Origin of the sequence: Streptomyces sp. URMC 124 (assembly GCF_051386455.1) — a bacterium.
Taxonomy (GTDB): domain Bacteria; phylum Actinomycetota; class Actinomycetes; order Streptomycetales; family Streptomycetaceae; genus Streptomyces.
Map to the genome: position 1 here is coordinate 1 of NZ_JBPQTS010000079.1, position 18,011 is coordinate 18,011.

The 18,011-nt window shown below is 67.5% G+C and carries 14 protein-coding genes and 1 tRNA gene; 8 read left to right on the forward strand and 7 right to left on the reverse strand.

What is annotated here, in order from left to right; translation table 11 throughout:
- The 4 genes from crcB to ACSNOG_RS18090 form a co-directional block, all read right to left on the reverse strand.
- The coding region (gene crcB / locus ACSNOG_RS18075) for a fluoride efflux transporter CrcB (RefSeq protein ID WP_436753675.1) at window positions 1–342 on the reverse strand (342 nt) is incomplete at its 3' end.
- Complete coding sequence (locus ACSNOG_RS18080; RefSeq protein ID WP_436753676.1) at window positions 339–704, reverse strand: DUF190 domain-containing protein; 366 nt, start codon at window positions 702–704, stop codon at window positions 339–341. The genes crcB and ACSNOG_RS18080, both read right to left, overlap by 4 nt.
- A complete protein-coding gene (locus ACSNOG_RS18085; RefSeq protein ID WP_436753677.1) occupies window positions 701–1,258 on the reverse strand; it encodes a fluoride efflux transporter FluC in 558 nt (185 codons plus the stop codon). Before ACSNOG_RS18085 ends, ACSNOG_RS18080 begins: the two co-directional genes overlap by 4 nt.
- Before the next feature lie 38 nt (window positions 1,259–1,296).
- Window positions 1,297–2,703, reverse strand: coding sequence for a styrene monooxygenase/indole monooxygenase family protein (locus tag ACSNOG_RS18090; protein WP_436753678.1), 1,407 nt, complete (start codon window positions 2,701–2,703; stop codon window positions 1,297–1,299).
- 622 nt (window positions 2,704–3,325) lie between these two features.
- Here ACSNOG_RS18090 and ACSNOG_RS18095 point away from each other — a divergent pair.
- The 5 genes from ACSNOG_RS18095 to ACSNOG_RS18115 all read left to right on the forward strand — a co-directional run bounded on the left by ACSNOG_RS18095 (window position 3,326) and on the right by ACSNOG_RS18115 (window position 8,258).
- The gene (locus ACSNOG_RS18095; protein WP_436753679.1) at window positions 3,326–4,294 is read left to right on the forward strand and encodes a polyprenyl synthetase family protein; all 969 of its coding nucleotides are present in this window, start codon (window positions 3,326–3,328) and stop codon (window positions 4,292–4,294) included.
- A 380-nt stretch (window positions 4,295–4,674) separates the two neighbouring features.
- A complete protein-coding gene (locus tag ACSNOG_RS18100) occupies window positions 4,675–4,971 on the forward strand; it encodes a chaplin (protein ID WP_436753680.1) in 297 nt (98 codons plus the stop codon).
- A 195-nt stretch (window positions 4,972–5,166) separates the two neighbouring features.
- The gene (locus tag ACSNOG_RS18105; RefSeq protein ID WP_436753681.1) at window positions 5,167–6,642 is read left to right on the forward strand and encodes an AlkA N-terminal domain-containing protein; all 1,476 of its coding nucleotides are present in this window, start codon (window positions 5,167–5,169) and stop codon (window positions 6,640–6,642) included.
- Window positions 6,643–6,651: 9 nt separating this feature from the next.
- Complete coding sequence (locus ACSNOG_RS18110) at window positions 6,652–7,143, forward strand: methylated-DNA--[protein]-cysteine S-methyltransferase (protein WP_436753682.1); 492 nt, start codon at window positions 6,652–6,654, stop codon at window positions 7,141–7,143.
- A 2-nt stretch (window positions 7,144–7,145) separates the two neighbouring features.
- Window positions 7,146–8,258: a DUF5937 family protein gene (locus ACSNOG_RS18115; RefSeq protein ID WP_436753702.1), complete on the forward strand. Its 1,113-nt coding sequence runs from the start codon at window positions 7,146–7,148 to the stop codon at window positions 8,256–8,258.
- A gap of 62 nt (window positions 8,259–8,320) precedes the next feature.
- Here ACSNOG_RS18115 and ACSNOG_RS18120 read toward each other — a convergent pair.
- Window positions 8,321–8,388, reverse strand: a tRNA-Arg gene (locus ACSNOG_RS18120).
- An 841-nt stretch (window positions 8,389–9,229) separates the two neighbouring features.
- Here ACSNOG_RS18120 and ACSNOG_RS18125 point away from each other — a divergent pair.
- On the forward strand, window positions 9,230–11,737 hold the full coding sequence (locus tag ACSNOG_RS18125) for a DUF6185 family protein (RefSeq protein WP_436753703.1): 2,508 nt from the start codon (window positions 9,230–9,232) through the stop codon (window positions 11,735–11,737).
- A 21-nt stretch (window positions 11,738–11,758) separates the two neighbouring features.
- On the opposite strand, the gene ACSNOG_RS18130 is transcribed toward ACSNOG_RS18125, so the two are convergent.
- Window positions 11,759–12,277, reverse strand: a complete 519-nt coding sequence (locus tag ACSNOG_RS18130) for a hypothetical protein (RefSeq protein ID WP_436753683.1) — start codon at window positions 12,275–12,277, stop codon at window positions 11,759–11,761.
- Between the two features lie 692 nt (window positions 12,278–12,969).
- Between ACSNOG_RS18130 and ACSNOG_RS18135 the strand changes: the two genes are divergently transcribed.
- The gene (locus ACSNOG_RS18135; RefSeq protein WP_436753704.1) at window positions 12,970–14,184 is read left to right on the forward strand and encodes an amidohydrolase family protein; all 1,215 of its coding nucleotides are present in this window, start codon (window positions 12,970–12,972) and stop codon (window positions 14,182–14,184) included.
- On the opposite strand, the gene ACSNOG_RS18140 is transcribed toward ACSNOG_RS18135, so the two are convergent.
- Window positions 14,164–16,566, reverse strand: coding sequence for a hypothetical protein (locus ACSNOG_RS18140; protein ID WP_436753684.1), 2,403 nt, complete (start codon window positions 16,564–16,566; stop codon window positions 14,164–14,166). The two genes, ACSNOG_RS18135 and ACSNOG_RS18140, sit on opposite strands and share 21 nt — an antisense overlap.
- Before the next feature lie 495 nt (window positions 16,567–17,061).
- Here ACSNOG_RS18140 and ACSNOG_RS18145 point away from each other — a divergent pair, with 495 nt between their 5' ends.
- Window positions 17,062–17,970 (forward strand): FkbM family methyltransferase, encoded by a 909-nt coding sequence (locus ACSNOG_RS18145; RefSeq protein WP_436753685.1) that lies wholly within the window; start codon window positions 17,062–17,064, stop codon window positions 17,968–17,970.
- Window positions 17,971–18,011 lie beyond the last annotated feature (41 nt).

Below are 18,011 nucleotides of genomic sequence, written 5' to 3' on the forward strand. Positions count from 1 at the left end.
CCCCAGGGCCACCCCCGCGAAGGCCGCGCCCACCCCGCACACCACGCTCAGCGCGGCGTTCGCCACGGCGTAGCCGCGCGCGCCCTCGCGGGCCAGCGTCAGCGTCTCGTACGAGAACGTGGAGTACGTCGTGAGCGCACCGCACAGGCCCGTGCCCAGGAGCAGCTGCACGGGGGAGGGGGCGGCGGCGGTGAGGATCCCCAGGATCAGGCTGCCCACGACGTTCACGGTGAACGTGCCCCACGGGAAGACCGAGTCGTGGCGTGCCTGCACCGCGCGGTCGGTGAGGTAGCGCAGGGGCGCGCCGGCCATCGCGCCGGCGACGACGAGCAACCAGTTCACGCGCCGTTCTCCGGGGCGGTCGCTTCCGGCGGTCCGAGCCGCGGGGTCTCGACCGGCTCCAGCGTGACGAGCCGCTCCCCGGCGACCTCCCCCAGGGTCGGCAGGAAGCCCCGTACGCGCTCCTCCGCGTCCACGATCACCACCGTCACCGGCAGGTCCTCGCTCAGCGAGAGCAGCCGCGCCGTGTGGACGACGGACGAGGCGCCGTAGCCCTCGACCCCGCGGAAGACCGTCGCCCCCGCGAGCCCGGCGGCGTGCGCCCGGTGCACGATCTCGGTGGACAGCGGACGGTGCTGCCAGCGGTCGGACTCGCTGAGGAAGACGGTCAGGCGAAGCGCCGCCGTCCTGCCGGAGGCCTTCACCGCGCGCTCTTGCGGCGCGTGCCGCTCTTGCGGCTCCTGCTGTGGCTCGCGCTGAAGCTGCTGCGGCTGCTGCGGCCGCTGCGGCTTCTGCCGAGGAGGACCGCTCGCGTCGCCGTGGCCCCCGTCCACACGGCCGCCAGCGCGGTGAACAGCGTGCCCGCCAGGTACGCGACCGCCGTCGCCGCGTGCCCCTGCCCGCTCAGCCGCTGGATGTCCACCGCGTACGTCGAGAAGGTGGTGAAGCCGCCGAGCACGCCCGTGCCGAGGAACGGTCGCAGCAGCCGGTGCGGCGCGGCGAGCTCGCCGATCACGGTCAGCAGCACCCCGATCAGGGCGCAGCCGACGACGTTGATGAGGAACGTGGTCCACGGGAAGGCGCCGGCCGGGGTGGGCCACAGCAGCCCGGCGCCGTAGCGGGCCGCGGCCCCGGCGCCGCCGCCGAGCGAGACCGCGCAGACGACCGCGCCCTGCCCGCGTGCCACGGGCGGCCGCCCGGGGGGACGGGTGCGCGGGGGCGGGCCGCCGGTGACGGTCCCGGGCCGGGTGGTACTCATGCGGTCCGTCCGCCTCCTCTTCGCCGGGCGCTCCCAGGCTACCCAGCGGCGGGGCTCATCCCCAGCGCCGCGAGGTAGGCGTCGGCGCGGTCCGCCTCCATGAACCAGTCCTGGAAGCCGGCCGGGTCCGCGTAGCCGTTGATGTAGCGGTGCGCCACGCCCGGGTGGCGCGCTGCTGCCGACATGATGCGCCGGACGTGCTCCGGCGGGGGACCCAGCAGCAGGTTGGTGAAGGCCGTCACGTGCCGGGCGTGCTCCCAGTACGCGGCGAACGTGCGCAGCATCCACGTACGGTCGAAGGGCTGTTCGCCGTGGCCGGTGATCTCCCGCAGGTACCGGTCGGCGCAGCGGGCCGCACTGTTGGCGCCCTGGCCGCCGATCGGGTCGTTGAGGACGACCGCGTCCGCCATGCCCAGGACGTACGTGTCCGGCGCGACCCGGGCGACGGGGTGGCGCACGACGGGCGTCACGGCGCCGGTGAGCGCGGCGCGGCCGTCGGTCGGCTCCATGCCGCGGCACAGCTCGTACTCGCCGGGGAGGCACGTGCGCAGCAGCTCCAGGGAGCGCTCCACGAAGTCGTCCGGGCCCGGCCGATCCCCCCAGACGTCGAACGGCCCGCCCGGCACTGCCTCCCAGAACAGCATCTCGCAGGGGCCGTCGAGAGTGAGGCCGTGCAGCACGTAGAACTCGCCGGTGCCTTCGACGGGGTTGATCCGCCCGTGGGGGCCCGGCGGCGGTCCGTCGATTCCATGGACGCCGTGGGCACCGGGGGCGCCGTGGACGCCGGCGGGACTGCCCGGGCTGCCGGGGTCGTGCGTGCCGCGCACGTAGCAGGCGGCGAGCGTCCGCTGCGGGCGGCCGTACGGACTGTGCCGCTCGTCGCGCGCGAAGACCTCCGCCAGGGGGCCGTGACCGGTGGCGACGACCGTCAGGTCATGGGCGGCGGCGATCCCCGGCAGGTCGTCCGGGCCGACCGTGCCGTACACGACGCGCCCGCCGCGCTCCTCGAACAGCTCCAGCCAGCCCGCCGTCTTCACCCGCTGGTCGACGGACTGCGCGGGCGCGTCGAGGGGGACGGTGATGCTGCCGGTGCCGGTGCCGGTGCCGGTGCCGGCGGCGGCGTGCGGGGTGGTGGCGCCGGCGTCGGGGACGGCCATGCGGAAGGCCGTCATCCGGGGTGTCCGCGCCTCCCAGCCGTTCAGCCCGGCGGCACGCTCCAGAGCGAGGGCGGGACCGAACATCACCTGGGTGGAGAGGACGTGCCCGGCGCGCACCTCTTCGGGCCTGCGGGCGGCGTACAGCGTGACGTCGTAGGGCTCCGCCGGCCCTTCCGGCGGCTTGTCCGGTCGCTCCGGCTCCTCCGGCTGCTCGGGTTTGTCCGGCCTCAGTCCCAGGGCCAGCTGCAGTCCCGCCTGACCCGCTCCGACCACCGCGATCCTGCGCATCGCCGCCTCCGCGGGCCCGGAGGTCGCCTGCCGCGTGGTCCCGGTGCCGGGCCCCCACCCGTTGTAGCCGGGCGCGGCGCGCGCTGTACAGATGGCGTACGAATGCCGCGCGGCCGTCCGGTCAGCGCACACCGGGCGGCCCGCGAACCCTCCTCGGCGGCCCGCGAACCCTCCTCGGCGGCCCGTGCCCGACCGGGGCGCGGCGCGCGGGCGCCATCATCGTCCGCGCAGGGCCGCGGCCGTCTGCCGGTGGCCTGATGGCGACGGTGCCGTGGAGAGCTTCGACGCAGGTCACACGAGTGAATCGGAGGATGATACGACCGGTGGCCGGGGCAACGTCCCAGGACGGGCGGGCGGTGACAGCCGATTATGAGCCACCCCCGAGTCGGCCTCGTACGCGCGCGCGGGCCGTAAGCCGCCTTCTGAGCCTGCCCCGACCGGCCGGCCGGGCGGTCGAGAGCGCCATGAAGCAGGAGGGATGGCGCATTCCGGTATGGCAGGAAACCGTCGCTTCCCGAGCGTTCCCGTGGGCAGTCTTCTGGCCGGTCAGGCTCCGCCCCCGGCGGGGCGCCCGCCCGGCAGGGTCGGTCGCAGGACCGAAACCGATCCAGGGAGGCACACGATGACGACGCAACCCAAGCTGCCCCGCGCGGTGGCGCCCCGGGAGCCGGTCCCGCAGCTCCAGCGCGCCGGGATGCTCGACCGGGTCGAGAAACGGCTGCGCGGCCTCCTCAACGACGAGCACCGCCGCTGGCGCACCGCCGACGCGCGCGGCGCCGGCATCGTCGAGTCCCTCGCCGAACTCGTCGCCGTGGGGGCCGACCGGGTCCGCCCGGTCATCCTCCTCACCGGCTATCTGGCGGCGGGCGGCGACCCGGAAGCGACCGAGGCCGTCGAAGCCGCCGCCGCCCTCGAACTCCTCGACACCTGCACGCTCATCCGCAGCGACGTGCGCGACAACGCCGCACTGCGCCGCGGCATCCCCACGCTGCACGTCAGCCGCGCCGCCGAGCACGAGCGCAACGGCTGGGCGGGCGAGGCCCGGCGCTTCGGCGAGTCCACCGCCACCCTCGCCGGCGACCTGGCCCTCTCCCTCGGTGACCGGCTCGCCGCGCGCCTGCCCGCCGCCGCGTGGCAGCTCTGGGACGACATGCGCACCGAGCGCGTGATCGGCACGTACGCGCACGAGGCGATGGCCGCCGAGTATCTCGACGACCCGTGGCCCGGGCGGTGCATATCGGGCTGCGACCGGGGCTGCACGGCCGGCTGGTACGCCCTGCGGCACCCCCTCCGGCTGGGAGCGGCGCTCGCCGGCCGGACCGACCTCGACACCGCCTACGACGCCTACGCGCGCTCGCTGCACGCGGCGTGGCGGCTGCGCGGGTTCCTCGACGGGGGCCCCGAGTACGACTGGGACGCGGAGCTGCTGCGGGAGATCCTCCTGGAGCGCGAGGAGCGCGGCATCGCCGAGCGCCTCATCCGCGAGCTGGTGGACCGGGCCTCGCGGACCGCGGCCTCCTCACGGCTGGCCGACGGGTGGTGCGAGGAGCTGACGGCCTTCGCGGTGCGGATCGCGGCGGAGCGGGGGTAGGCCGAGGGGAGGCCGGGGGTAGAGCCGGCGGACGTCCACGGGGCGGTGGCGTCGGCGGGGCGGTGGCGTCGACGGGGCGGTGGCGCCCGGCGGGACGGTGGCCTCGGCGGGGCGGTGGCGCCCGGCGGTCGTCCGCGGGAGGAGGCGCGTTGCGCCGTACGGGGAATTCCGCCGGAGAATCGCTGCGGATTTCTGTGTGGCGCATGCATGGACGGCGTTGCGGAAAGGGCGGGCCGCCGGGGGAGAAAGGCGGGTCACCCATCCGCACCATGTACGAAACCTTTGCGAGCACCGGGCGTTGAAAAGCACACCCCGGCCGTCACCGGTCGGGCGCCCCCCAGTACGACCGAGCAAGATCAAGCAGCAAAGGTGTCTCCCCCATGTCACGAATCGTCAAAACGGCCGCCCTGACCGCCACCGTCGGTGCGGCGCTCGCGGGTCTCACCGGCCACGCGCTCGCCGACGCGGGCGCCAAGGGCGTGGCCGCCGGTTCCCCGGGCGTCATCTCGGGCAACGTCATCCAGGTCCCGATCCACATCCCGATCAACCTCTGCGGCAACACGATCGACATCGTCGGCCTGCTGAACCCCGCGTCCGGCAACGTCTGCATCAACTCCTCCGGCGGACACGGGCACGGCGGCCACGGCGGGTACGGCCACGGCGGGTACGGGCACTAGAAGACGAACGGCGGTCTCCGGGGTGCCCCCGCCCCGGGCCGCCGCCACGGTGTGGCGCCCCCGATCCCGTCGGCGGGCGCCACGCGCTTTTCCACGGGCATTTCTTCCGGCATTGCGGTCGCAGCAGTTGCGACCCCGACATGAATGTCGGATTTCCGCGAGATCGGGGGCGGCCCCGCGGCCAATACTGGCGGCATGCACAACGACGTGGACCGGTGCGTCCGGGCCGTACAGTCCAAGGACGCCCGCTTCGACGGGTGGTTCTTCACCGCGGTGACGACCACGCGGATCTACTGCAGGCCGAGCTGCCCCGTGGTGCCGCCCAAGCCGCGGAACATGACGTTCTACCCGAGCGCGGCCGCCGCGCAGCAGGCCGGCTTCCGCGCCTGCAAGCGCTGCCGCCCCGACGCGAGCCCGGGCTCGCCGCGCTGGAACGAGCGGGCCGACCTGGCCGCCCGGGCCATGCGCCTGATCGCCGACGGCGTCGTGGACCGGGAGGGAGTGCCCGGCCTCGGGGCGCGCCTCGGGTACAGCACCCGGCAGATCGAACGGCAGCTCGTCGCCGAGCTGGGCGCCGGCCCGCTGGCTCTGGCCCGCGCCCAGCGGGCGCAGACGGCCCGGCTGCTGATCGAGACGACGCCGCTGCCGATGGGGGAGGTGGCCTTCGCCGCCGGGTTCGCCAGCATCCGCACCTTCAACGACACGGTGCGGGAGGTCTTCGGGCTCTCCCCGAGCGAGCTGCGGGCCCGCGCCGCCGGCCGCGCCCGGCCGGCGCCCGCGACGACCGGTACGGTCGCGCTGCGCCTGCCCTACCGCGCGCCCCTCTTCCCGGACAACCTGTTCGGGCACCTGGCGGCCACCGGCGTGCCGGGGACCGAGGAGTGGCGCGAGGGCGCGTACCGCTGCACGATGCGGCTGCCGAACGGACACGGCATCGCCACCCTCCGCCCGGCGGACGGGCACATCGCCTGCCGGCTGGCCCTGACGGACCTGCGTGACCTGGCCGCCGCCGTCAGCCGCTGCCGCCGCCTGCTGGACCTCGACGCCGACCCCGAGGCCGTCGACGGCCTCCTCGCCGAGGACCCGCTGCTGGCCCCGCTCGTGGAACGCGCCCCCGGCCGCAGGGTGCCGCACACGGTGGACCCCGCGGAGTTCGCCCTGCGCGCGGTGCTCGGCCAGCAGGTGTCCACGGCCTCGGCCCGTACCCTCGCGGCCCGCCTGGTGACCGCCCACGGCACGCCGGTCGAGGACCCGGAGGGCGGCCTGACCCACCTGTTCCCCACGCCCGCGGACCTGGCCGCGCTCGACCCGGAGACGCTCGCCATGCCCCGCACGCGCCGCCTGACGTTCACCGCGCTGACCGCCGCCCTGGCCTGCGGAGAGCTCGACCTCGGCCCGGGCAGCGACTGGCAGCGGGCCCGCGAGCAGCTGGCCGCGCTGCCCGGCATCGGCCCCTGGACCGTCGAGACGATCGCGATGCGCGCCCTCGGCGACCCCGACGCCTTCGTGGCCACCGACCTGGGCGTCCGCCTGGCCGCCGGCGCCCTGGGGCTGCCCACGACGCCCGCGGCCCTCACGCGCAGGGCGCGGGCGTGGCAGCCGTGGCGGGCGTACGCGGTGCAGCACCTGTGGGCGACGGGCGAGCACGCGATCAACCGCTTGCCGAAGTAGGAGGAAGACATGCCCCACCGCACCCACACCCTGCTGGACAGCCCGTACGGCCCCCTGACCCTGGTGGCCACGGACGGGAAACTCTCGGGCCTCTACATGGAGGGCCAGCGCCACCGGCCGCCCCAGGAGACCTTCGGGGAGCGCGACCCGGCTCCGTTCGCCCGGACACGGGAGCAGCTGGAGGAGTACTTCGCGGGCAGCCGCACCGCCTTCGACCTCCCCCTGGCCCTGACCGGGACCGACTTCCAACGCGCCGTCTGGAACGCCCTCCTGGAGATCCCGTACGGCGAAACCGTCTCCTACGGCGAGCTGGCCGCGCGCATCGGCCGCCCGACCGCGGCCCGGGCCGTGGGCCTGGCCAACGGCAAGAACCCCGTCGGCATCGTCGTCCCCTGCCACCGCGTCGTGGGCGCGACGGGCGACCTCACCGGCTACGGCGGCGGCCTGCCGCGTAAACGCCGGCTGCTCACCTTCGAACAAGCAGGCATCATGACGTCGTGAGCGTGAGCATAAACATCGCAGGGCTGCCTCAGGACCGGATCGTCTTCGAGACCTCTCCGCTGGGCGAGTTGTGCCTCGCGCTGCACGCGCTGGCCGAGCCGGGCCACCACCCGGGGCTGGCGGGCTGGGTCACGGCGACGGCCGCCGCGCTCCGGCCGGACCTCGCCGACCGCCTGCAGGAAGCCGACTTCCTGTGGCGGACGACGTTCTCCGACCTCTTCATGCCCTTCGCGGGGCTGCGCGGCGGAGCGGTCAGCCCGGGCGCCACCCTGGCGGAAGAACTGGACCTCCTGGACCGGCTGGACGAGGAGCAGTTCGTCACCACGGCCCTGGAGTTCTCCTGCCTGGCCCTCTACAACGAGGGCGGTCCGTCGCCGCTCACCGACCCGGCGGCGCGCACGCGGGCCCTGGAGCAGGCCGCGGCCCGAGGACCCCGGCAGGTGGAGTTCGCCGAGCGCCTGCTGAAGGATCCCGCCTCCGTACGGGCCTGGGTGCGGCGGCTGTTCGAGGACTGCAACGAGGCGTTCTTCGCGGACATCTGGCAGCGGGTCGAGCCACGCCTGGCCGCCGACGCCCGGCACAAGACGGAACTGCTGCGCCGCAAGGGCCTGCGCGAGGCCCTGGCCGACGTCTCCCCCGCCCTGGTCCTGGAGGACGGCGGCACGCGCATCCGCGTCGACAAGCTCGCCGACGGCCGGGCCACGGCCCTCGACCCCGCCGTGGGGCCGGGCCTGACCTTCGTGCCCTCCCACTTCGGCTGGCCGCACCTGATGGTCCTGCACCGCCCCGCCTGGCGCCCGGTCGTCCACTACCCGGTCGGCTCGCCCGAACTCCCTGCCCCCACCTCGGTCGACCTGCTCAAACTACGCCTCGAAGCCCTGGCCCACCCCGTCCGCATACAGGTCTGCCGCAGCACGGCCCGCACCGCGCACACGACGGGGGAACTGGCCGGCGTCCTGGGCATCAGCGCCCCGGAGGTCTCCCGCCACCTGTCGGTCCTGAAGAAGGCCGGCCTGATCACCGCCCGCCGCCGCGGCCGCTACGTCCTCTACCAGCTGGACGTCAGCTCCGTGGCCCGCCTCAGCACCGACTTCCTGGAGGGCATCCTCCGCTGAGCACCCCCGCAACCAGCAAAAAGGCCCTCCCGAGGGAGGGCCGTACAACCCGGACCGAGCGCCCCCGGCAGGACTCGAACCTGCGGCCAAGCGCTTAGAAGGCGCCTGCTCAGGGAGGGCCAGCAAAGCCGCTGGCCTGCAGAAGGCTGTCGGGCTGCCCCTACGTCGGGGAAGCTTCTTCTGTCTTCGGGAGGGCTCAGGACGTGCAGCTGCAGTTAGCGGCGACGTTCTCAGATCGGCCATAAACCTCAACCCCTGTCTTTCTGCGGGAGGGTCTGCTGGCTCCCCTCGCCATGCTGGCCAGCCTCCTCCTGAGCGATGAGTCCGAAGCGCCAGCGCCCTTCGACCAGGTGTTGGAGGAGCCGGGGTTCCACTCGCCCGCTGGCCGTCGGGCCGAAAGGTGGGCGCTGGCCTACCGGACTGCTGATCAGGTCGCCTACGACCACAACCACCCCGAAGAGCTGAAACCGCTGGTCCACTGTGCCCACAACCCAGGCGGCTGGGGAGGCAGTCCCCTGCGCGGGACTCAACAGGGAAGCAGCCGAGGCGGCGAGGCAGTTCCTCAGTAAGTGGTCGGCAACAGAAGCAGGGAGTTGACCGCCCGGTTCTCGCTGCCGGTGGCCCGGCAGCCGTCATCCCACGGCAGGCGGTGGGTGAGCTCTGAGGCGGAAGGGTGCGAGCTGGGGCTAGTGGATGCCGTAGGCGGCTACCCGCGTGAACTGATCAAGGGACGTCTTCGCGTGTCAGGCGAAGGATGAAGTCGGAAATTTACGAGTCAAGCCTGGGTTGGCAAGTAGGCAAAGGCAACAGTTGAAAGACACGTCTCACACTCACTGGATCGTGCGCCGCCGTCATGCTCCATAGAGCCCCACCGGGCGGGTACTTCCCTCGTGCACCCCGGCTCTTGGCCAGCCATCATGGCAACTCTGCAGGTAACCGAAGGGGACCCATTGCATTCAATAATCGCAATGATGCTCACCTGCTTGTTTGCCTTTGGATGCTCTGCGGAAGCTCGCGCAGAGGATCGAGAAGAGACCTGGTGTGCTGCGGCACAACTCCGCGAGGCTCGTGCTAGCGCCTCGATCGAGCTGGACCACGACGAACGCGTCCACACGAAAGCAACCAGTCGTCTGACAGTGCGCGTTCCCTTGTCTTGGCGATTCGCTCATGACCTGCTGTTGAGCCGCGGGACCGACCAGTATCGACGAGCCATGAGCTGCCTCACGAGGCCTCTTACCTCCCAGCATCGGCGTTGGACGGAGTGGCGAGCCTCAGACCCCATAGTCACGATTGGGAAGGGTGTACTGAATGTGCAGGTGGATAGCTTTGCGTGGATTGATGATCACCGCAACGCCATTGTGGTGGGCCCATGGACGATCACCGTAGGGGCCGCTCACTGGACAGTCCGCTTCACGCCGGGTACTGCGTTACGGAGGTCGAATTGGCAGTCAATTAAGATCGACTCTGGCCGACCGGGGGCCGAGATGGCGAATCCCACACCGACAGGTGGGAATGGCCGCAGTGCACTCGTGTGGGAACCGAAAGAGTGGATAGACGCCCGGAATATATGGGTGCGACTGGAGCCCAGCTGGCAGCGGTCCTGGGCTGCGCAGTCTAAGCGCCCTCTCTTTGGTGATATTAGCGACATAGGGGGCAGGTGGTCTTTCCTGGTCTGTCTCATGCTTATAAACGCCGCTCGTCACGGGCGTCGCCGAAGCGATGCGACGTTGAGCGAGCTAAAGGCGGCAAGGAACCTTAAAATTTTCGCATTAGTCACCATTTCTCTGTCGCTGCTCACTGCCACAAGCGATATCGCATTTAGGCACGGCTTCAGTGACGGTGCCGCATGGCAGGAGACGGAGCCTCGTATTCGGTTTTTGATGGCCTTGTTGGAGGGAGTTACCCTGCTCGTATTCGGTAACCCGCGGCGCAGCATTATCTGGGCCGGGGGAGTGCTGTGTGCGTCAGCAGTAGCTGTGGTGCTCTCCCCAGAAACATTCGGTCTTACTACCACGTTCTCCATACCGGAAGGCGCTCATGACTATACAGTGATCGTACTCTTTATCGTTTCTGGCTGCGTCCTCGCAATCAACTTTTTGGGATTTATCGCAACTGGGTGGCGTCTGGCTCAGGATGGTGACCTTATTCCATTGAGGCAAGCCTCTTTGCAGGAACCTCGTGAGCTACGTCTCCGCGATGCGGGGCCATGGATTATTGTAATCGTCGCCTTTTTGGGGGCGTGCTTCGCCGTCGCGGCGGAGAGGAATTGGCAGCGGGCCTCCTGGCTCAGTCAAAATAACCGCTATGCGTACGAGAATGCGCATATTGGTCAACTGAGGGACAATCTCACCTGGTTCATTGCCAATCATCAGGCCTGGTGGTCAGGGTACTATTGGATCCTAATTGGGATTGCCATTATAGCGGCGCTCCGTGTGAATGGCCGCCGAGTCAACGTCTCCCCTCTGGCAGAACAGCCAGAACGCCTCCTCGCTTTCTTGCTATTTCCGGTTGCTGTGGGAATTAACATCGGCGTCTTCGTCGATAACGCCGCCCTGGCATTGGTTACGCCATTGGTTTATGTGGGGGCCCTTCATTTGTCCCTGAAAATCGGCAGAGGGAGGGTCGTCCTAAATTACCCGCTCGAAATATCTAAACTCCCTCTTGCGGAGGCAATTACTCCTGCAAGCCGGTCAGAGCTCCTGGTCCGTGCGCGCCGCTACCGAGAATTCCATGCCTTGCTTCGCCGACTGGACCAGGGGCAGCCAGATGATGTGCCTGAGAGGAATGTGCTGGAGCGGCGTCTCCATCGCTTGCATAATTGGCGTAGCGGCTCGGGTGCTACTGACCGCCTCCCTTCCCAAGTTTCCGTAGTGGATGCCGTCCTGGCGCTGGGGCCATGTGACACATGGTGGGAGAATGGCAGGCGTGGAGCTCTTTTCGCGATGATTTCTGGATTGCCTGCAAGCATTCTAGTAGTGTGGGCGGAGACGCTCAGTGGTGAGTTCCTGCAAAATACACTGTTCTACGAATTTGGAATGCCAGATGTCGTTATGACATTTGTGTTCTGGCAGATAGTGTGGGCGGGTGCGGGGTTCCTCTTGGGATCGCTTTGGCGCGTTCTTCCCGGTCGTCGTGGTCCGGTTAGGGCGCTTCCCATCACCTTGGCGTTCGCGCTGCCGCTTGGGCTGACCGCACTTGGGAACTGGGCGTTGGGGCATGCCCAAACAAATCTTGCCCTCTATGTTAGCGCGATACTGCTCACGCTCACCTTGACGGGCATTCTTATGGATCTCGATACTTTTCGCGATGAACGGCGCTACTGGCAAAGCCGGTTCGGGCTGCTGCTTTCCGTGTATCAGATGCGCTATGCCTCGCTGCAGCTCGCTTACCTAGCTGCGCAAGTTATCGCGGTGATTACTATATGGCAATTCTTTGCTGGTGCGAGCGAGGCCCCTCCAAAGGAGCTGGGGCCTAAATGAAGTATTGGATGGGTTGGTGGGTTAAGCTCCGAATCCTTGCTCTCCGCGGGCAGAGGGAGGGAGAAGAAGGTCTCGTTCTGGATGTACTTCACCGGTTACGCTGCCTGCCACCCCTAGATCCACCCGTGCCGTATCATGGAAGGTATTGATCGCACGGAATGCTGCACGGTTGCGTTCACGCCAGTCATCAAGTCCTCCCGTGGTCGTGCCGGCCGCTTGCCAGTCGATTTCGAGGGTGGCTGCGTTGAGGTCGTGGGCAGCTTCGACAACCCTGTCGCCGCCTAGCAGCATGACTCGTTCGAAGGCCCGGCCTCGGAGGTGTCCTGCCTCCGACATGTCTGCCTTGATCTCCGATTCTTCTCGGTGGCGCTCGCGGAGGCCCTCCCTGAGCTCGTAGAGCTCGACAGCGAGGAAGATGCTCGTCCTGATCCGCTCGACGTAGCTGGCGTAGGCGTCGAGCTTCTTGTCGTCCCACCGGGTCGAGAGCTCGTGCCGCTTGCGGCGCCGCTCCGCTAGGGCGTTGGTCAGGTGCGTGGTCAACCCGCCGAGTATCACCGCAGCGACCGTTACGAGCTGCTCGGCGGCCCCCACCTGGTCCCCCAGTCATGACTCCTAAAGATGTCTAGAGGATCTTAGGAGTGAGCCCTGCCTCGTGGCCTGGCTTCTTTTAGCCATCGTCTTCATGGCCGGCGGTGCGATACGGGCCATCGCCTCAGCCGACGTACGAACCGCCGTATGGTCAGCTCTCGGAACACCCAAGGCGTCAGGTGCGCGCCCACAGCGGTGGCCGCTCCGATCGAGAAGGTAGCCCAAGTACCGATGAGCGCTTGGCTGATCAGCACGCCGCCGACCAGCAGCAAGCCGCCGATGGTCATCGCTAGCCTCTGGTCCGTACCGAGCATCCTGCTCCCTCGGAGATCGCGGGCCAAAGAGGCTAGAGGACCTTCTTCTGCCCTGTGCCCACCCTCCGCGGGCATGGCCTGATCGCGCTGCCGAGTTCCCAATCAGCTATGCATGTCCAGGCGCTCTTCGGACAACATGGTGATCTCGTTCTCACCCCTCTGGCATTGGCTGGAATGCTGCGCTTGGTGGCGAGCCAATCCGGCGGTAGCCGGATGTCAATCCCGCCGCGTCTCGACCGGTCGCTATTGCCGACGAACGAACCCCTCTCTACGTTGAATCTGACGGAGCATCAGTTCCGGTCTCGGTTCGGCGATCAAGGAGGGCTGCCGATGGTTGGCGACGGAAGCACCAGAACGCGAGCGCTCCCCAAGGTCGTGAGCGTCGACGATCACGTGATCGAGCCGGCGCACCTCTTTGAAGCGTGGCTGCCCCGGAGGTACCAGGACCGGGGCCCGAAGCCCCTAACTGCCGGTATTGGTGACCTGCAGTACATCGGTGGGAAGTACCGCTTCACCACTGACCCGGATGGCCAGCTGACCGACTGGTGGGAGTACGAAGGGCTCCTCTTCCCGTACAAGCGGATCATCGCTGCCGTTGGGTTCTCGCGGGACGAGATGACCCTTGATGGCATCACTCGGGAGCAGATGCGGCGCGGGTGCTGGGACCCGAAGGCCCGGCTTGAGGACATGGATCTCAACCACGTCGAGGCGTCCCTCTGCTTCCCCACCTTTCCGCGCTTCTGCGGGCAGACCTTCGCCGAGGCGCAGGACAAGGAGGTCGCTCTCGCCTGCGTGCGGGCCTACAACGACTGGATGGTCGAGGAGTGGTGCGGGGACAGCGGTGGCCGGCTGATCCCGCTGTGTCTGATCCCGTTATGGGATGTCGATCTGGCCGTTGCCGAGATCAAGCGCAATGCTGCCCGCGGTGTGCGTGCGGTGACCTTCAGCGAGATCCCGACGTACCTCGGCCTACCCTCCATCCACTCCGGCTACTGGGATCCGTTCTTTGCTGCCTGTGAGGAGACGGGCACCGTGGTCAACATGCACATCGGGTCGTCGTCACAGATGCCGGCCGCCTCGCCCGACGCGCCGCCGGCGGTGCAGGCGACGCTGAGCTTCAACAACGCGATGTCATCCCTGGCGGACTTCCTCTTCAGCGGTGTCCTCGTCCGCTTCCCCCGGCTCACCTTGGCCTACAGCGAAGGGCAAATGGGCTGGATCCCGTACGCCCTGGAACGGGCCGACGACGTCTGGCGGGAGCACCGGGCATGGGGCGGTGTTCGCGACCTGGTCCCCGAGCCGCCCTCCACCTATTACTACCGGCAGGTCTTCTGCTGCTTCTTCCGCGACAAGCACGGCATCGACTCCATCGAGACAGTGGGGGTCGACAACGCCACATTCGAGACCGACTATCCGCACGTCGACTCGACTTGGCCGCACACCAAGCAGGTGGCGGCCGAGCACGTGGCCGGCCTGCCTGAAGACGTTTCATACAAGATCTTGCGAGGCAATGCGATTCGAATGTTAGGCCTTTCTCTGATCTGAGGGTATGGGCGCCTCCCAAGGGGCAGCGATTGACCCGTCTGGCTCCCAGCCGTGTTTCTGAAGCAGATCTGCTTCGAGCTGTCGACTCATCTTGCGAAGCAAGCGGATGGCGCTGGGCAGCGCATCTGGATGTCCCATGACGGCAGCTTGATGGCACTGTTCCAAGGCCGTCTCCTGATCGGTGTCTTCCAGAAGCTCTGCAGCCGCTAGGAAGCCCTCAGCATCGCCTGCGTTTGCTCGGCGCGCGTGCCAGGAGGCGGCTTCCGCCGTTCGTCCCTTCCGGCGCAGAAGGTGCGCGGCACCCCAGGAAGCGTCAGTGTGCCCAGAGGTGAAAGCGCGCTCGTACCAAGCCAGCGCTTCTTCCGTTCGTCCTGCGAATGCTAAACGGCAGGCTGCCCTGGTTAGGGCGCGAGGTGTCCCCGTCTCGGCGATACGCTCGTACCAAGAGAGCGCTTCGTCAAGCCTTCCTGAGCTATTGAGCACGTTGATTGCGATCCATGGAGCTTGCTGATCTCCCTGTCGCGTTCGGCTGTCGAGGATATCCAGGGCGTCGCTTGCTCGCCCCATCTCGTTCAAGAGCGCGGCCAGTTGTGCCAAACCGCTGGTGCTGCCAGCTGCAATGGCTCGTTGATATAATGTAATTGCGGCACTGTGATTCTGGGCCTTGACTTCTTTCTGAGCATCCCGACAAAGAGACTCGGCAATAGGGTTCTGCCGACCGACCTGCCATTCCTTAAGTCCCTCCGATGCCCCTTGCCACTGCCTTGTGAACGTAGCTGACGGGCGCCTGTGTCGATTCCACAAGGCAGCTTCATTGCTGCGGCCAGACCTCGTCAGTACTTGGTAGCCGAAACTCAGTGCTTCGTTGTTTCCTTTCTCGGCTCCGGCATTGCAGAGTAGAACGCAGATGCGGATTAAGCCTCGGCTGTGGGCTGCCTGTGCAAGTGTCGTGTACGACTCCGGAGTGGCATGCTGGATGAGCGCTTCCCATAGGGCGGTTGGGGTCCGCACAGTCCGTCGGGAACGAAGGGCGTATTGTTCAAGATAGTCTGCGAGGCGGTAGTGAGGCTGGGCTGGGGATTGCTCTCCAGATCTATGACGAATGAGGCTGAGGGGACCACGAGCTCCACGGATTTGATATCCCGTGTAGGTCAGCCCATCCGCTAACCAATTGTCTGGCAGGAGATCCCACTGCTGATCGGTCAGATAGCCGCCGGCCGCCACTTCTAGGAGAGGCCTAGGGAGGGTGAAAGCGTGGCCTAGCCGACGGGCGTCCATGGCTGCCTCGACGAGCGCTCGTGCTGCTACGGGCGCAGCCCGGTAGCGGTCCAGGAGCGCTGGAGCCCCCGCGAGGTACTGGGTGACTTGGCCCTTTTCCGCTCGATCGGTTGCGTAGGCGAGACGCGGATCTCTGGTTGAGGCTGCTCGCAGCGCAATTAAGTCTTCTCCATCGAACAGTGCCGGGACAGGGATACCCCTTCCGTCGAGAAGGGTCCGCGCCTGGCTGTGAACGTCAGGCTCGTTCCTATCGGGTTGGGTAGTAAGGCGTGCCCAAAAGGCGGGCCACATGGTGCCCAATACTAGAACTGGTTGTCTGTTGGGATCCCGTAGCAGGCTCCGGAGCCCTGCCGAGACGCGCTCGCCGAGCGGGATGCCGGGTGTGAGGAGATAGTGTTGGGATTCGTTGAGCCAAATCACGGTACGCGGTCCGACGCGCTCCATTTCTGCCAGCGCGGCGTCAGGCCGGCCAGGATCGATGGGGTGCCACAGGCGCCAGTCCGCGGGAATTTCCCGAAGAGCTTCCCAGCACGCCCGGGTTTTACCCGTTGAGGAATCACCTACCAGAACCGCCAGTTGGCTATCACCATGGGCGGCCTTCTGAACTATGGCGCGCAGGCGTTGATCATGCTCGCGCTCGACGTAGATCGGCAAGAGGGGAAGGCTTGGGGACTCGTCACCTTGGTTCATCTGGATCGATTGATGCACTTCCAAGACGAAAGGGTCCGTTAGCTCGCTGACCAACTGGCCGACAGGCCGCGCAAGTCGAGCGCGAATCCATAGATCGTTTACGCGGCTGGTGAGATCTGTTTCGGCCAAGCCTGCCATTCGGCCAAGCACGGCGGCGATGGAGACCACATCAGCCAGGCTGGGCGGTAGCTCAGCTGTACTCAAGCAACGATGGATGGTGTCTCGCTTGGGGGCGCCAGCCAAGTTGTCGTCGGCGGCCACATCCTTAGCGATCTCGTCCAGGCTGGGCAGTCCAGCTGCTAGATAGGCCTCGAACAGCAGATCTTTCAAGTCGCGCAGAGGCCCGGGTGCTACTTGTGCCCGCTTGATTGCCCGCGGTCGCTTCACCGACGCCCTGTGGTCATCGCAGCCCATCGCAACATGGTGCCGCATGCGCAGGGGGCGGTGGGCCTGAAAGCAACAACGTCAGCGTCTGAAAGCTGTTCGTCGCAACTCGGCTTGACCCTACTGCCGCGGCTGAACCTGGCCTCACGTCAGATGTCACGCCGCTGTTGGGAGGGCCTCGTGCCTCAGAAGCAGTCCACGACCCATGAACGTTGGTTCCGTGTGGCCATCTGCGGGGTGGTCTCAGGTGGGGTGCGAGCTTTGGTCGAGCAGTTGATCGATAGGTGGAGTTGGTAGTCGCTTCGCAGCAGGGCTTGGCGGTCGCTGAGCCCCGCTTGCTGTGCGTCCCCAGACGCCTTGCGAGCGTGGCGGTTTCTATGCTCTCAACTGGCCGGGCGGCATGGCAGTGTGAGTTCATGGAGGCGCTCAGCTTCTGGACCAGGAATGTGTGGGCGGCTGTGCTTCACAGAGCTGCAGCCAGCGTGTCGAGAGGTGGTGGAGGGTGCTTGAATGGGTAGACACTCCATGACCGCTTGCGATGCTCTGGTGCGCCGATATGTGCGTAACGGCCCCGGTCCCCTTGCTATGAAAGTGAGGGCCGTGAAGCGTCTAGATCTATCGTTACGTAAGCAATCTCATCGGCGAATTGCTCGTACACTCTTCGATGTAGAAATTCCTGTGGACACGCGAGACCTGATTCAGCGCTACATCTACATGTTTGGCGTGTGGGAGCCGCACTTGACGCGCTGGCTGAGTCGTCGTCTGGGGCCTGGTGACACATTCATAGATGTGGGGGCGAACATCGGATATTTCAGCCTTCTCGCCTCCCGAATGGTAGGCCCGGGCGGGCATGTTGTCGCCATTGAAGCCTCTCATGCAGTCCACCGATGCGTGCTGGCAAATGTGCGGCGCAACGCCTGCCACAACGTGCGGGCGGTCAATGTGGCAGTTTCCGACGTTCGGAGGTCCGTGAGGTTTACTCTCGCCAGCTCTCGTAACATGGGGGCGAACAGTATCGTCCCGTACGACGGGCCGGCGGAATGCAGCTTCGAGGCTCAAGCGTTCCCACTGCCCGAGGTTCTCACCGACTCCGAGGTTGCTAGAGCGCGTGTAATCAAGGTGGACGTGGAGGGTGCAGAGGGAAGCGTGGTCCGGGGCATGGTGCCTCTACTCAACCAGCTGCGGCCTGACGCAGAGATCACTGTGGAGGTGACCCCCGAGCGCATGGCGCAGCTGGGGGACTCCGCCGACGAGCTGCTCGCCACGATGCGCGAGTACGGCTTCCACACGTACCGGATCGCCAATGACTATTCCGCGGCGAGCTATCCGGCCGCCCTGCGCCGTGCCCCTTTAGCCCCGGTGCGCTGGCGCGGACCCATCGTGGGGGAGAGCGACCTCATCTTCTCCCGGGTGGATGCCGAGACCCTTCCCTGAGACGCGAACGGTCCGGCCCCTCAGGGCCGCACCGCGAGCAT